Origin of the sequence: Bartonella bilalgolemi, from assembly GCF_023500045.1 — a bacterium.
GTDB classification, from domain to species: domain Bacteria; phylum Pseudomonadota; class Alphaproteobacteria; order Rhizobiales; family Rhizobiaceae; genus Bartonella; species Bartonella bilalgolemii.
On the sequence record NZ_JAMCOF010000011.1, the window covers coordinates 1 to 14,364 of the forward strand.

At 37.8% G+C, this 14,364-nt stretch carries 20 protein-coding genes and 1 pseudogene; 13 read left to right on the forward strand and 8 right to left on the reverse strand.

Translation table 11 applies throughout. The annotated features are described in order from the left end of the window. Positions 1-173: 173 nt before the first annotated feature. Positions 174-494, forward strand: a pseudogene (locus M4Z11_RS06040) (hypothetical protein); the annotation flags it as partial. 143 nt (positions 495-637) lie between these two features. Here the strand turns inward: M4Z11_RS06040 and M4Z11_RS06045 are convergent. Next, a complete protein-coding gene (locus M4Z11_RS06045) occupies positions 638-1,066 on the reverse strand; it encodes a type II toxin-antitoxin system HicB family antitoxin (RefSeq protein WP_249677566.1) in 429 nt (142 codons plus the stop codon). A gap of 67 nt (positions 1,067-1,133) precedes the next feature. After that, positions 1,134-1,325: a hypothetical protein gene (locus tag M4Z11_RS06050; protein WP_249677568.1), complete on the reverse strand. Its 192-nt coding sequence runs from the start codon at positions 1,323-1,325 to the stop codon at positions 1,134-1,136. Between the two features lie 325 nt (positions 1,326-1,650). Between M4Z11_RS06050 and ssb the strand changes: the two genes are divergently transcribed. After that, positions 1,651-2,103 (forward strand): single-stranded DNA-binding protein, encoded by a 453-nt coding sequence (ssb, locus tag M4Z11_RS06055; RefSeq protein WP_249677571.1) that lies wholly within the window; start codon positions 1,651-1,653, stop codon positions 2,101-2,103. Positions 2,104-2,113: 10 nt separating this feature from the next. Continuing rightward, entirely contained in the window at positions 2,114-2,644 is a 531-nt protein-coding gene (locus tag M4Z11_RS06060) for a hypothetical protein (protein WP_249677573.1), read from the forward strand. Positions 2,645-2,647: 3 nt separating this feature from the next. Here M4Z11_RS06060 and M4Z11_RS06065 read toward each other — a convergent pair whose 3' ends face one another. Both M4Z11_RS06065 and M4Z11_RS06070 read right to left on the reverse strand, forming a co-directional pair. Continuing rightward, positions 2,648-3,070 carry a type II toxin-antitoxin system HicB family antitoxin gene (locus tag M4Z11_RS06065; protein ID WP_249677574.1) on the reverse strand — a complete coding sequence of 141 codons (423 nt, stop codon included), beginning with the start codon at positions 3,068-3,070 and terminating at the stop codon, positions 2,648-2,650. Positions 3,071-3,090: 20 nt separating this feature from the next. Beyond that, the gene (locus tag M4Z11_RS06070; RefSeq protein WP_249677575.1) at positions 3,091-3,273 is read right to left on the reverse strand and encodes a type II toxin-antitoxin system HicA family toxin; all 183 of its coding nucleotides are present in this window, start codon (positions 3,271-3,273) and stop codon (positions 3,091-3,093) included. 351 nt (positions 3,274-3,624) lie between these two features. Between M4Z11_RS06070 and M4Z11_RS06075 the strand changes: the two genes are divergently transcribed. The 5 genes from M4Z11_RS06075 (at position 3,625) to M4Z11_RS06095 (ending at position 7,835) form a co-directional block, all read left to right on the forward strand. Further along, on the forward strand, positions 3,625-3,951 hold the full coding sequence (locus M4Z11_RS06075) for a hypothetical protein (protein WP_249677577.1): 327 nt from the start codon (positions 3,625-3,627) through the stop codon (positions 3,949-3,951). Further along, the gene (locus M4Z11_RS06080; protein ID WP_249677579.1) at positions 3,948-4,532 is read left to right on the forward strand and encodes a hypothetical protein; all 585 of its coding nucleotides are present in this window, start codon (positions 3,948-3,950) and stop codon (positions 4,530-4,532) included. Before M4Z11_RS06075 ends, M4Z11_RS06080 begins: the two co-directional genes overlap by 4 nt. Positions 4,533-4,863: 331 nt before the next feature. Further along, positions 4,864-5,577 (forward strand): enterotoxin A family protein, encoded by a 714-nt coding sequence (locus M4Z11_RS06085; RefSeq protein ID WP_249677581.1) that lies wholly within the window; start codon positions 4,864-4,866, stop codon positions 5,575-5,577. Positions 5,578-6,407: 830 nt separating this feature from the next. After that, the gene (locus M4Z11_RS06090) at positions 6,408-6,983 is read left to right on the forward strand and encodes an antA/AntB antirepressor family protein (protein WP_249677583.1); all 576 of its coding nucleotides are present in this window, start codon (positions 6,408-6,410) and stop codon (positions 6,981-6,983) included. 252 nt (positions 6,984-7,235) lie between these two features. Next, positions 7,236-7,835 carry an antA/AntB antirepressor family protein gene (locus M4Z11_RS06095; RefSeq protein ID WP_409337888.1) on the forward strand — a complete coding sequence of 200 codons (600 nt, stop codon included), beginning with the start codon at positions 7,236-7,238 and terminating at the stop codon, positions 7,833-7,835. Between the two features lie 29 nt (positions 7,836-7,864). Here the strand turns inward: M4Z11_RS06095 and M4Z11_RS06100 are convergent, their stop codons facing one another. Then, the gene (locus M4Z11_RS06100) at positions 7,865-8,032 is read right to left on the reverse strand and encodes a hypothetical protein (protein WP_249677585.1); all 168 of its coding nucleotides are present in this window, start codon (positions 8,030-8,032) and stop codon (positions 7,865-7,867) included. Positions 8,033-8,088: 56 nt separating this feature from the next. On the opposite strand from M4Z11_RS06100, the gene M4Z11_RS06105 reads away from it, so the two are divergent. From M4Z11_RS06105 to M4Z11_RS06115, 3 genes are all read left to right on the forward strand, one after another. After that, positions 8,089-8,688 (forward strand): antA/AntB antirepressor family protein, encoded by a 600-nt coding sequence (locus M4Z11_RS06105; protein ID WP_409337889.1) that lies wholly within the window; start codon positions 8,089-8,091, stop codon positions 8,686-8,688. 252 nt (positions 8,689-8,940) lie between these two features. Beyond that, positions 8,941-9,690, forward strand: coding sequence for an antA/AntB antirepressor family protein (locus M4Z11_RS06110; RefSeq protein WP_249677587.1), 750 nt, complete (start codon positions 8,941-8,943; stop codon positions 9,688-9,690). Further along, entirely contained in the window at positions 9,687-9,965 is a 279-nt protein-coding gene (locus M4Z11_RS06115) for a hypothetical protein (protein ID WP_249677588.1), read from the forward strand. Before M4Z11_RS06110 ends, M4Z11_RS06115 begins: the two co-directional genes overlap by 4 nt. 63 nt (positions 9,966-10,028) lie before the next feature. On the opposite strand, the gene M4Z11_RS06120 is transcribed toward M4Z11_RS06115, so the two are convergent. The 3 genes from M4Z11_RS06120 to M4Z11_RS06130 all read right to left on the reverse strand — a co-directional run bounded on the left by M4Z11_RS06120 (position 10,029) and on the right by M4Z11_RS06130 (position 11,787). Continuing rightward, positions 10,029-11,075 carry a Fic family protein gene (locus tag M4Z11_RS06120; RefSeq protein WP_249677590.1) on the reverse strand — a complete coding sequence of 349 codons (1,047 nt, stop codon included), beginning with the start codon at positions 11,073-11,075 and terminating at the stop codon, positions 10,029-10,031. 162 nt (positions 11,076-11,237) lie between these two features. After that, positions 11,238-11,543 carry a BrnA antitoxin family protein gene (locus M4Z11_RS06125; RefSeq protein WP_249677592.1) on the reverse strand — a complete coding sequence of 102 codons (306 nt, stop codon included), beginning with the start codon at positions 11,541-11,543 and terminating at the stop codon, positions 11,238-11,240. Continuing rightward, positions 11,521-11,787: a BrnT family toxin gene (locus M4Z11_RS06130; protein WP_249677594.1), complete on the reverse strand. Its 267-nt coding sequence runs from the start codon at positions 11,785-11,787 to the stop codon at positions 11,521-11,523. Before M4Z11_RS06130 ends, M4Z11_RS06125 begins: the two co-directional genes overlap by 23 nt. An 89-nt stretch (positions 11,788-11,876) precedes the next feature. Between M4Z11_RS06130 and M4Z11_RS06135 the strand changes: the two genes are divergently transcribed. Next, positions 11,877-12,425 carry a hypothetical protein gene (locus tag M4Z11_RS06135; protein WP_249677595.1) on the forward strand — a complete coding sequence of 183 codons (549 nt, stop codon included), beginning with the start codon at positions 11,877-11,879 and terminating at the stop codon, positions 12,423-12,425. Next, positions 12,415-14,361 carry a phage terminase large subunit family protein gene (locus M4Z11_RS06140; protein ID WP_249677597.1) on the forward strand — a complete coding sequence of 649 codons (1,947 nt, stop codon included), beginning with the start codon at positions 12,415-12,417 and terminating at the stop codon, positions 14,359-14,361. Before M4Z11_RS06135 ends, M4Z11_RS06140 begins: the two co-directional genes overlap by 11 nt. Positions 14,362-14,364: the final 3 nt, after the last annotated feature.

Sequence of the window (14,364 nt, forward strand, 5' to 3'; positions counted from 1 at the left end):
AAAATAGTGAAAAGTGGTGATCGTTTTGTGATTGTATATGTGTTTAGATCGACAGAAACGTACCGTAGAAAGAGATTTGATAGTTTTTTGATGAATTCCACATTGGCAACATAAAAAGCGCTGTGTGCTCAAATTTGAGTCAAACAGAGCATGACGCAAAAATAGGAAAAAAGATGCAGATTTTAAATTTAAAACAGTTGTTCTTAACAAACCGTCAACAGCCGATGCAGAAGAAATTTGTGGCAACGGCAATTGGTCATGTGCCATGGGGGGATGGAGCGGCAGAATATTTTTACAATCTCTACGAATATGAAGATGGCACGAGAGAGTGTGAAAAGTTTGATGGTGGGCAGTATTACACCATACCAGAAAATGCTGATTTCAGTACCAAAGCGCAGGTAAAAGCGTGGATCTATGGTGGCAATGTGCCACGGAATATTTTGAATATCGAGCCTCTCATAGAGGAGGTGAACAAAAACATCAAAAAACATTCTGTAAAGATGGTGATGGACGATCAAGATGATGAACCCATGTTGAAAAAAATGGATCAAGAGATAGAGAAAGCTCTTCATCAAGAATTTAAGAAATCTAAAAAAAGAAAAGAATTTCAAAAGAAATTGGACAGTGCTGAGAGATTTTAAGCCGCATCTTTTATTGTGATAACTACTCGTTTGCCAAGTACAGCTAGCGCTTGCTCTAATGTTTGAAGTTTAGTTGGATGGTTTGGATCAAGAATGCGACGTGCTTCTGTTTCCTTTTTGCCAAGACGATTAGCCAATTCTGTTTTTGTAATACCTGCTCCATTAAAAGCTTCTATGACTGCTAGTTTGAGAGCGTTCCATGCATCTACTGTTACTGCGATAAGATCTTCGTGCTGTTGTGATGTTGGTAAAGGTAGTCCGCGCATAAGATAACTACGCAATGCTAGTCCTAAAGCTTCGGTAGCATTTTCTAATGCTTCAACTCGATTTTCTCCAGCTGTAATTGCTTCCGGTATATCCGGAAAAGTTACTACAAAACCACCATCTGGATCAGATTTCAGCTTTGCTTGATAGGTATATTCCATATTTAATCTCCTTGCCATTATCAAAATCCGTTTACAACAAAGAATTGAAAGTCTTTGAAATGGTTATTTACACTCCCAACTGTTTTTTTATTATTTTCACGTAAAGTGGAGTTAATTCACCAGATTTTATAACAGTTGTTTTGTCTCCAAAAGTTATCAAATAATGTGATCCTTTACCTGCATCAGGAACTTCATTGTAATGAACACCTCTTTTTCTGGCTTCTTTACGCAATTCCCTAAGCAGTGCTTCTCGTTTCAACTCATCCTCCCCATTATCTTTATAAAACAAATATCGCACAAAAAGGTTCGATAGTCAATAATAAGTCGAACAAAAAAGTCTGATACAGCATTTCTATAGAGGATATTTTTTTGAAGATCGATAAACAAAAATAAAATGATCAACAACACAACAAAAAGAAACGAATAAAAAGACAAATAAATTATTATTTTCAGTTATTTATAATGTTTTTCTATTGAAGAGCAAGAGAGAAACATGCTATAATAAATATAGGTAAAAAGAGTATTTTAATGCATAAAAATTAGATTCAATCCATTGCTTATTTTCCTTTTAAAAGGATACAAACATGCTAAATAAAGTGACATTAATCGGGCATCTTGGTGCTGATCCCGAAGGAAAAATGATGCCTTCTGGTTCAGAGATTGTGAATTTTCGGTTGGCAACCTCTCAGAGCTATACAGATAAAAAGACCAATCAGAAAATAAAAAAAACCGAGTGGCATTCTGTGGTGATTTTTAATCCTCAGCTAGCAAAAATCGCTCTTCAATATCTCAGGAAAGGAAGTAAAGTTTATCTTGAAGGACAGCTTCAGACACGCAAATGGCAAGATAAAAATGGACAAGATCATTCCACAATAGAAATTGTTCTGCCTCAATATAGAGGTGAGTTGTCTTTACTTGATGCAAAAAAAGATCAATCGGCACCCCCTACCCCTTCATCTGTCACTTCCCAAAGTTATGCCGCCGCTTCAAGAGCTGCTGATTATAGTACAGCTCTTAGTGATAGCATGCCATTTTGATTGATAAAATATGACAAAGAGAAAAAAACGTGCAAAACGTGGACGTCCACGACTTAAGAGATGTCTAAGAGAACCAAATGGACGTATCTTAAGAAAAAAATCCATGGGTAAATTGGCAATTGAAATGCGTGCCAAACGCTTTGGCTTAACCATAGAACAAGCAAAAAATCCGATTTCAAGTACTTACGTAGGTCGGCTTTATTTGCAAGATGAAATCAATCAAGATCAATATGATGCTGCGCAAAAATATCTTGAAGTGAGAAACAATTACCTCTGTGCAAAAGGATTGCCTAATGCTGTTTATGATGACTTTACTCCTGCATCAGATGAGGCGGCACAAAAACAGTGGGTCGAAAGAGCAACTGATTGTTATGAAAAGACGAAAGAGGCGATAAAAGAAGTACAACGCCTTTATAGACAGCATAACCTTTACGCTGCGCTACAATATCTTGTGATAGAAGATCAATCACTACCACATCTTATCGGTTCGCTGTATATTGCTCTGAATGCACTTTGTAAACATTTTACACAAAACCACTAAATTTCAAGCAGCATTTTGAACATTAATAGTGATCTCTTTTCCAAGAACAATGAGAGCGGTTTCTAAAGCATCTAATTTTGTTGCGTGGTTTAAATCCAACAATCTGTCAATTTGTATTGGGTGAAGTTGTAAAAGACGTATGAGATCAGCTTTGCGTAAGTCTTTTTCAATCATAGCGTTATGTATTGCAATTTTTAAAGTGGCCAATAAAGATACTTCAACAAAAGGATAAGCAGTATCATGAGCTCCAAAAGGAACGACTTCACGATCTCGGAAACGTCCCATAATGACTGTTAAAAGTGCGTTTTTAGCATTTTCTAAAGCTTCTTTTTCGTCGTTACCATAGGTAATAAATTCCTGAAAGTCTTTGCAAAGGACAAGAAGAGTATCATTATCATCTTTGATAAATTTAAGTGCATATTTCATTTACATCTCCATATTCAGACCTACTTCAAATCAAGATCTTTAAGAATCTTTTGAACTAATCCTGTTCCTAATTCTTTCCGCGCACCATGCATAGGTAAAACGGATTTTTTAGAACCACGCTTTACAAGCAAATGACCGCCTTTCCCTGAAGTAAAACTGCAACCATGTTTTGTAAGATATCTTTTTAATTCATGACTGTTCATAAATATAATATAACATCTAAAATGTTTAAACACAACAAATATGTTATTATTTATAGAAAATTAAAGAGCGGCTTTTAAAATACTAAATTTTGATCAAAAAATAAAAAAAACACAAGAACATGATTTTTTTGTTGACATGACATAAAAAGTCGTATTTAATGACGTCACGGCACTAGTTGAATTGCGTCTAAAATTCAAAAATATCCCCCAAAATTCAGTAAAATATCAAGCTTTTAATATGGCTAGAAGCCCCTGTTTTCTGGGTAATTCTGGCTAATCTATTTTTCAAAGAATAAAAATTAATATTTGACATCATTATGTCATTAATTAATTGCCTCAAAAGGAGCGAAAATGAAAGCTGTCATCACTAAGCCAATGTGTGTTGTTGGCGACAATAAAAGCACTGTTCGCTTTGAACCATCAACACCCAATAATCCATTTGTTGAAGTTTCCAATCATGTCTATGCTCGACTTAAACGAGCAAATGCCGCAAAACCTTTTGTTGGAGTCAAGACAACAATAAAACCTGAAAAGGTAATTGAACAGACTAAGCCAATAGAAAAAGAAGTTATACAGACACCATCTGAACCAGATGTAGAAGAAACTTCACTTCAACTGACCAAAACACCTAAAGCTTCCAAATCATCAACATCTCCTGCCCAAAAGCTTAAAAGTTGAAATTAATCATCCATCAAAAATGGTATCTTCAACAAGTAAAAGATACTTTTACCAATCTTCAAGCACCACGCCTTAATTGGGCTTTGCGTAATGCTGTAAATACCTCTGCAAAACAAGTCGAACGCTTTGCTGAAAAACAAATTGCCGACATTACATCTGCCCAATCAAAGCGTGTCAAAAAAGGTGTTTATATTAAAGAAAAGGCTACAGCAAAGCTTCTCGAGACAGATATCATTGGTTCTGGAACACCGATACCTCTTAAATTTTTCCAAGCAAAAGAAACAAAACACGGTGTGACTTACACAATGTTTGGAAAAAAAGAAATCTTGCCTCATGGTTTTATCAAGGGTGGGAGTTTTCCAAAGCGTGTTGAATTAAAAAAGCTGAAAGGTAATGTATTTCAAAGAGTGGATGGAGATAAATTTCCCATTGCAAAACAAGAGGGCCCCTCAATTGCTGCGGTGATGTCCAAGCCAGAAATTGCAAGTGCCATTGTAAAAAAAGCCAAAGAAAGACTAATCAAAAACATACAGTATCAAATTGCTTGTCAAGAATATGCCGCCAATAAGAAAGCTAAATAATGTTCTTAAGCTATATCAACACACTACTCACTTTAATTGTAATTTTTAAAGAAAATTATCGCTTGTACTTCGGTTTTTTTCAGAAAAAATACAATAAAATCAATGCAAAAGGTACTTTCTAGCGGGTTAGGTCTGTTGCGGGGCGGAACAGCGCGAGCTATCGCTAGCGACAGAATTTTCAAATTGACTGTACATTGTACACTTAACTCATTGATAAATAACGAATTTAATGTGCACTAATATACACACTGTACAATCTATGAAATGAACCACCTCATCTTAAGGATGGGAAAGGTGTTAATTATTAATTTTAGTAATGAAATTAGAAAAAATGTTTAAATTATTTGTTTCTGTAATAATTATTATGTTGTCACAACCGGTCTTTGCGGATAATCCTATCCATAACGTCTATCGAGCGACTACGCGATCTCCTGAAGAAATAAAACGTGCTGGTGGTTTCCTATCGCGAGGGATGGATGAAACACGGCCTAATCAACCTCCAGCAAATATAAGTTTATGGAATCATATGCTTGGAAATACGTCAGGAATGGCAAACGATAATTCTGGCTATGTATCTACAACAATCAATCGAGGAATTGCAATTGATTGGGTAAATGATCGTCTTAATCATAATGGTTATGTTTATCATATTAGAGCTACTCCTAATTTCGTTGATGTTAATGCATCGTTAGGGAATTACTCTCTATACTATGAGGAAGAAGAAATAGCTGCATTGGGTCTGATTCACTGGGATCAAATTATTGGATGGGAAAGTGTAAGAGAGGGAACTGTTGGTGAATTTATTCCAAATCCAGATTATAACGAGCAGTTATATATGCATTTTACAGCAGGAGGAGCTCAACCGCAGCTAGCTGCTTTCCCTGATGGACATCCGGCTTGGGGAGAGCAGCCATGGGTTAGATATGCTCGGTGCGAATTAAAATCATCCTGTTCTCCTGAGAAGTCACCACAGCAATTTGGAACGGATTGGTTTTGGAAATCTCATTACGCTATACTTGCAATATTAATTACTTATATCGATTAAGATCAGATTATAAATGTATATACTTATAGTAAGAGGATAATCTTATCCTTCATGTTGTAAAGCTTCGTTCTCTAGAATGTGAATATAAAAACAAATGCTATAACCATTGAATGTAGAACTTGCTGCCTGTTAAAGCCCATAGAGCCTATGAAGTGAACTACATAAGCAATCAGCAGTAGGAACTTACCGGAAAAAGCCAATCTGCTTCCATATTAGAGATCCCAGAAATCTTTATCCTTTAGGTAAGGATGATATTAAATTCTATTAATTTAAACTTTTAAGGAAAAAACTATTATGAAAATTAAAGAAAAAATACTTCTACCCTTTTTGATTTGGTTAAAATAGCTTACATTCTGGATAAGCCAGTAGAAGTAGTTTTTTTGGGCAGTTACGTTAAATCAAAACCGGTGAACGGCATTAATCTAAAATAACGTCAATATCAATTTACGGATGCTGCTATCCGTGCAAATACCTTAGATATTATTTTCCTCTCGGCTATAGTAAAAAAATGAGCTGACAGGTAGAAACTATTTTTTCACAAACATAGTTTTTACTGCTTGACAATGTAGCGACAATATGAATAATCGAATCAGGTGCCTAGAAAACACCTTATAATACCAAGCGGATTAGTTGCCGAAATAACTAGTCTTCTAAACATTAAAGATTTTGACTCATTATATGTGGTGGCATATAAAGGTCTTGTCGGGTGTGGTTATGCTATAAAACACCCTTTTGGGAAAGGCATAACGACGGACTTGGTACCGTGTTTTCTAGCACCCGGCACTCTTTGTGGAGTGTCAATAGAAAACCTCTATTACCAAGGAGTTCATATGAACACTCTTATTAAAATTACGGAACAAACAATTGATCAGGAAACTGTTCAGACAGTTAACGCGCGTGAATTACACGCATTTTTGGAAATTACATCAAAGTTTGCAGACTGGATTAAAAATCGCATTAAAGAATGTAAGTTTCTGGAAAGTATAGACTTTATAACGCTTTCTAAAAATTTAGAAAACGGTGGAAAAGTAAAAGAATACCACATTACATTAGACATGGCTAAACACCTTTCGATGATAGAGCGTAATGACAAAGGGCACCAAGCTAGAGAATACTTCATCGAATGTGAAAAGATTGCAAAGCAAGTAGCAACACCACAGATCGATTATTCAAGCCCAGAAGCAATGATCGGATTCTTGAATCACTTACAAAGCCAAATAGAGCAAAAAGATCATGTGATTGCTGAATTAGCACCAAAAGCAGAAGCGCTTGAAGGCTTAAAACGTTCTGATGGTTTGTTCGGTTTGATAGAAGCTGCAAAGATGTTAGAGGTGCGGCCAAAGGAATTAACGGATTACTTTTATAAAAACATTAGATTGCCACTTGACAATGTAGCGACAATATGAATAATCGAATCAGGTGCCTAACAAACACCTTAAACACATAGCGGATAGATTGCCGAAACAGTCTCTTCACCGCCAATTAAAAGCTTTGACTCATTATATGCGCATAGCATATAAATGCCTTGTCGGGTGTGGTTGCGCTATAAAATACCCTTATGGGAAAGGCGTAACGACGGGCTATGTGCCGTGTTTGTTAGCACCCGGCACTCTTTTAGAGTGTGATTAACAAACCTTTAAGCACATAGGAGCCAAATTATGGCACAGTATTTAATTGATATACATCAAACCACGATTAATGGTGATATCGTTCAAACAGTCAACGCACGTGAATTACATGCGTTTTTGGAAATAGGTAAAGATTTCTCTACTTGGATTAAATATCGCATCAACAAATATAATTTATTAGAAAATCAGGATTATTTAGTTTTCACCAACTTTGGGGAAAACCTCCAAGGTGGTCGTCCCTCTAAAGATTATCATCTCACCTTAAGTGTAGCTAAAGAACTTTCGATGCTTGAAAATAATAAGAAAGGTAGAGAAGCTCGTTTATATTTTATTGAATGTGAAAAACGGTTAAAACAAGTAGCCGCACCACAAGTAGATCTTGCCAATGCTTTGGAAAATCCTCTTACGATTAAGCAACTCCTTTTAGAGAGTATCAATCAATTAGAAGACTTAAGAAATGAGGTAAGCACACTCAAGCCGAAAGCAGAAGCGCTTGAAGGCTTAAAACGTTCTGATGGTTTGTTCGGTTTGATAGAAGCTGCAAAGATGCTTGAAGTACGGCCAAAGGAGTTAACTAATTACTTTTATAAAAACATTACATTGCCACTTGACAATATAGCGACAATATGAATAATCGAATCAGGTGCCTAAGAAACACCTTAAACACATAGCGGATAGATTGCCGAAACAGTCTCTTCACCGCCAATTAAAAGCTTTGACTCGTTGTGTGCTGCAAGCATATAATGATCTTGTCGGGTGTGGTTATGCCATATAATACCCTTGCGGGAAAAGCGTAACGACGGGCTATGTGCCGTGTTTCTTAGCACCCGGCACCTTTTTAGGTGTCTACTAAGAAACCTTTAAGCACATAGGAGCCAAATTCATGGCACAATATTTAATCGACATACATAAAACTATGATTGATGGTGATACCGTTCAGACGGTAAATGCACGAGAATTGCATGCGTTTTTGGAAATAGGCAAAGATTTTTCCAATTGGATTACTGACCGTATCAAAAAATATAATTTATTAGAAAATCAGGATTTTGTTTGCTCGCCAAATCTGGCGAGCAAAGGCAGGGGTGGTCACAATCGTAAAGACTATCACCTGACGTTAAGCGTAGCCAAAGAACTTTCTATGGTTGAGAATAATAAGAAAGGTAGAGAGGCTCGTTTATACTTTATTGAATGTGAAAAACGGTTAAAACAAGTAGCCGCACCACAAGTAGATCTTGCCAATGCTTTGGAAAATCCTCTTACGATTAAGCAACTCCTTTTAGAGAGTATCAATCAATTAGAAGACTTAAGAAATGAGGTGAGTACACTCAAACCGAAAGCAGAAGCTTTGGAAGGCTTAAAACGTTCTGATGGTTTGTTCGGTTTGATAGAAGCTGCGAAGATACTTGAAATACGGCCAAAGGAGTTAACTAATTACTTTTATAAAAACATTACATTGCCACTTGACAATGTAGCGACAATATGAATAATCGAATCAGGTGCCTAACAAACACCTTAAAAACTACAAGCGGATTGGTTACCGAAATAATCAGTCTTCTATACATTTAAGACTTTGACTCATTATATGCTACATGCGTATAATAATGTTTGTCGGGTGTGGCTATGCCATAAAATACCCTTTTGGGAAAAGCATAGCGACGGACTTGTAGCCGTGTTTGTTAGCGCCCGGCACTCTTTGGAGTGCTATTAACAAACGTCTAACTACAAGGAGTTCACAATGACTCTCATTAAAATATCAGAACAAGCAATTGGACAAGAGACTGTTCAAACTGTTAATGCACGCGAATTGCACGCATTCTTAGAGGTAAAACGGGATTTTTCCAATTGGATTAAAGATCGTATTAACAAATACAGCTTTATAGAAAATCAGGATTATATAGTTTTCGCCAATTTTGGCGAAAACCTCCAAGGTGGTCGTCCCTCTAAAGATTATCATCTCACCTTAAGTGTAGCTAAAGAACTTTCGATGCTTGAAAATAATAAGAAAGGTAGAGAAGCGCGTTTATATTTTATCGAATGTGAAAAACGGTTAAAACAAGTAGCCGCACCACAAGTAGATCTTGCCAATGCTTTGGAAAATCCTCTTACGATTAAGCAACTCCTTTTAGAGAGTATCAATCAATTAGAAGACTTAAGAAATGAGGTGAGTACACTCAAACCGAAAGCAGAAGCTTTGGAAGGCTTAAAACGTTCTGATGGTTTGTTCGGTTTGATAGAAGCTGCAAAGATGTTAGAAGTACGGCCAAAAGATTTGACTAATTACCTCCGTAAGAATGATTGGGTGTATCGGCGGGCTCCAAGTGGTCCTTTGTTACCTTATCAGGATAAGATAAAGAAAGGTTTTATGGATTGCCCTGCTATCACCATTCAAAGACCGGATGGAACAGATAAGGTGCTTCCTTCAACAAAAATTACACCAAAAGGATTAGCTTGTTTGAGAGAACAAATCCATGGAGGTGTACAATGAAAGTAGATACAAACTTCTTATGCGATTTATGGATAGCGTTGTTTCGGTTTTCTAATGATGAAAATATTAACGACAAAGAATGTACTGCTTTGGTTGACATCATGAGTCTGGTAGAAAAGGTTTTGATTGTAAAACTTCAAGATGAAGTACCAAATATACTTAAAATCTTGACAGTTCTAACAGATTTTGGAGATTCAGAACTACCGCATAGCATGGATTCTTTGTTGCGAGCCTATGCTCCTACTTTGCAAAACCCGATTGTAAAAGTAGCTTAGACCTACAACATAATTTTATCTCCTCGTTTCAAAAGCGGGGAGATGGTTAAGAAGGCAATAAAATTAAGGTGCGCTATACCAAGTTGACCGTCCACCACCATGACGTATCAAAAGACCTTTTTCAACTAATGATGTAAAAGTTACTTTAAGCGTATTAGGGCTTGCACCAACCTCACGCACCATATCACGTGTTGTAACACGTCCGTGACTACGCACATAATCAAGAATATTAAGAGCCAATTCAGATAAGGAAAAAAGAGCATTTTTTTCACTCTCTATTTTTATTTCTAATTGGCGTTTTTGTTTTTGTAGAGCACGTAAAAAAAAGAGTATCCAAGGTTCCCAATTGGGTGTTTTAGTATAAATTGTTTTTTGAGTTTGATTCAAAGCTAAGTAATAGCTTTCTTTATTATTCTCAATAATGCTTTCAAGTGATGAATATGGTACATAAACATAACCTTTTTGTAATAAAAGAAGGGTGGTTAAGATGCGACTTAAACGCCCATTCCCATCTTGAAAAGGATGAATAGCTAAAAATGTGACATTAAAAATACCAACCGTAAGTAAAGGATGAAGATCCTTTAATTCATTGGTTTTATTGAACCAAGTAATAAGCTCTTGCATTCGGTATGGTGTATCAAATGGTGTAGCTGTTTCAAAAACAATGCCAACCATTTTCCCTTGAGAATTAAATGCTGCTACATCATTGCGTAAAGTCTTATATTCACCTCGATGTCGTTGATCTTTCTCACTATTATACAAAAGATCACGATGAAGTTGTTTAATATGATTTTCAGTAATAGAAATATCACTCCAAGATTGAAAGATTGTTTCCATAACCTTGGCATAACCTATAACTTCTTGTTCATCACGACTCTTGAAACGTTTAATTTCTAAGTTTACCAAAAGCTGTTCGATTTCGCGGTCTGTTAACTTACTCCCTTCAATGCGTGTAGAAGATCCAATACTTTCAACAGTAGCAATATGGCGAAGGGCGTTCAATCGCTCAGGTGCAAGAGTACCAAGAGCGCGCCATGCGCCTTTGAACTCATCAATCTCAGTAATGAGAGCCAATAATTCTTGTGTAATTTGGAGTGTATCTGTCTGCATACCGGAATATATACCCGATTATACCCGATTGTCAATCATTCGTAACACCGTAAACTCTTACTTCTTATAGCAGAGAAGTAAAGCTAGGAGAAATTATGAATAAGAAATCTCGAAAAGGTCTATCGGTTCGTGCGTTTGCAAAAAAGAACGGAGGTAGTTGATTTAACAACCACTTGCTTTTTTTAAGACTTCACCCATACGTGTTCGCCAGTCTTTTCCTTGTTTTTTAAAAGAGGCAATAACGCTTGGGTCAAGACGTAGAGTAACCGCTTGTTTTGGAGATTCAACGGGTGGACGCCCACGTTTACAGCGTTCTTCTGTTACAGACTTAAAAAAAGAGGATGGTAAAACATCTTTAGCTGGTTTAAGGCGCGCAAGTTCTTCATCTGTTAGTGGTGGAGAATCCACAGCGTCCCAATCTTCTTTTGTATAGCCACATCCTGTTTCAAAGGTTTTTTTGATAGTCATTGAAAACCTCTCTTTCTTTTTTATTCGCTTGACGAAAACTGATAATAGATATCGCTTCATTGCCAAGCTTTGCAAAAACAACAACTGTTGTGCCATCAGCAAAACGTCCAATAGCCTTCATGCGGTTTGAATGGGTTGCATCAATAAGAGCATGCTCCCAATCAAAGTAAATAACATCAACAAAATCAAGCTTATGTTTAACAATGTTTACAGCTCTTTTTGGTTCATCCCACACTATCTTCATATATTTTATGTACACGAAAAATACAATCGCATCAATAATTAAAGTGTACAATAATTCGTATACCCACTTCAAAATGGAGCGACTGCTCAATGAATAAGAAATCTCGAAAAGGTCTATCAGTTCGAGCCTTTGCTAAAAAGATGCGTGTCTCTCCTAATGCGGTTGTTTCTCGGATTAAAACAGGCAAATTTGATGCTGCTCTTTTTGAAGATGGTTCTGTCAATGAAGCTCTTGCAACAGCCATCTGGAACCAAAATCCTACCAAGAAAGCTCATCAGAAATCTACACGAATTAAACAGGATTCCGTGAAAGCAGCCAATGAATTTGAGATCAAATTGGAGCGAATGCAGGTTGCGTTAGCAAAAGAAAAGATTGCTCTGGAAAAGTTACGCGAAACAACTGTTGATCGTGAAGAAGTAAGAAAAGAAGCATGGAACTTTGGAAGAGCGCATCGAGATACAATGCTCAATTTTGCCTATCGCTTTGGTGCTGAAATTGCGGCGCAAGTCGGATGTGATGCTGCTAGCCTTATTGGAGCTATCGATCATCATATGCGCAAAGCTTTAATGGAAAATGTCGTTCCTGTCTCTTTTCACGATCCCAATATTTTAGAAGAGAATCCAGAACATGATAAGTAATGCTTCGCCCTCATCCTCTGGTGCTGGGCTCTTTTTTTGCTATGCGAATGAAGGACGCCATCCTGACCCGCCTTATACTGTTTCTAAGTGGGCTGATAAAAATCGTTATTTAAGCACAGTTACGAGTGCAGAGCCTGGATTATGGAGAACTATACGCACCCCTTATTTGCGCGAAATCATGGATAATCTTTCTGTTTATGATCCGACTGAAACAACGGTTGTGATGAAGGGGGCTCAGGTTGGAATGTCGGAAGCAGCGTTGAACTTTTGTGGTTATGCCATTCATCATAGTCCAGGACCGGCACTGTATGTGATGCCGACAGTTGAGACCGCTAAGAAACTGTCAAAGTCTCGTCTTGATCCGATGATTTCAGCTAGCCCTGCTTTAAGTGAACGCATTGCCCCTGCTCGTACACGAGACAGTGGAAATACAATGTTTTCAAAGGAATTTTATGGGGGAACATTGATGATTACCGGAGCGAATAGTGCTGCTGGATTGCGTTCTTCTCCTATTCGCTATTTGGTTTTGGATGAAGTCGATGCTTATCCATTGAATGTGGATAACGAAGGCGATCCTGTAACAATTGCTGAAAAGCGAACCTCTGCTTTTATTCAACGTAAAATTTTTAAATTGTCCACACCAACCCACCGTGACACAAGCCGTATTGCCAAAGATTTCGTGCTTGGTGATCAAAGATATTACAACGTCCCTTGTGATGTGTGTGGTACGCTACAGCCGATTATTTGGTCACAAATCAAGTGGCCAAAAGGCGCCCCCGACAAAGCTGTTTTTGTTTGTGCGCATTGTGGTCATGAACATGCCGAACATCGCAAGGCGACCTTAATGGCAGAAGAAAACGGTGCTTGCTGGATCGCAACACAGGAGTCAAGTAAGCCTCGTCTGCGTTCTTACCATATTTCAGCGCTTTATTCGCCATGGCTGACTTGGGGCGATTGTGCGCGCGAATTTTTAAGAGCCAAAGAAGACCCTGCTCTTTTGCAGGTTTTTATTAATACAGTGCTTGGAGAACCTTGGGAAGATAGAACGGGAGAGGTCATCGATACTGATAGCCTCTATGCAAAACGCGAAGATTATCCTTTGGCACCAGAACAAGCCGTCGTGTTGACAGCGGGCATTGATGTGCAAAATGACCGCTTGGAACTTGAAGTGGTGGGATGGGGACGCGGCGAAGAAAGCTGGCATATTGATTATCACGTCATTCCTGGAGATCCCTCTTCTTTTGAAGTATGGGACCAGCTGGATGAATATCTTACAAGACGCTGGCCACATCCAGGTTACAAAGATGGTATCAGGATAACGGCTGCTTGTATTGATACCGGTGGTGGAAACACACAGGCTGTTTACAACTATGTGCGCCCCCGTGAGGGACGACGTATCTGGGGGATTAAGGGACAAGCGGGATGGCGTGCAGTATGGCCGCGCCGTCCAAGTAGAAACAACAAAGGACAGATTAATCTCTATATTGTTGGTGTTGATGCAGCAAAAGATATTATCACGGCACGGTTTAAAAAATCCGGTCCTGAAGCATCGGGTGCTGGTGCAACGCATTTTCACAAAAACCTTGATCGAGAATATTTTGACCAGCTGACCGCTGAAAGAAAAGTCATCAAATATTTTAAAGGCTTTAAGCGCATTGAATGGCAAAAAAGCGAAAAGGCAAGAAACGAGGCTTTGGATTGTAGGGTCTATGCTTATGCGGCTTTACAAGGTCTGATTTCGGCAGGAATAAACCTTAATCGAGAAGTCGATATCTTAGAAGAGCGTTTGGAAAAACTTAAAATTGAAGGCTCTTTAGAGCAGCCAATATCAGAACGTCCACCCTCTCCTGCTCCAAGAAGAGCTCAGACAGCACAGCCTCAAAAGAAGCAATCCAGAACAATAATAAATCCTTATATGCGAGGGGATTGGAGGTAATTT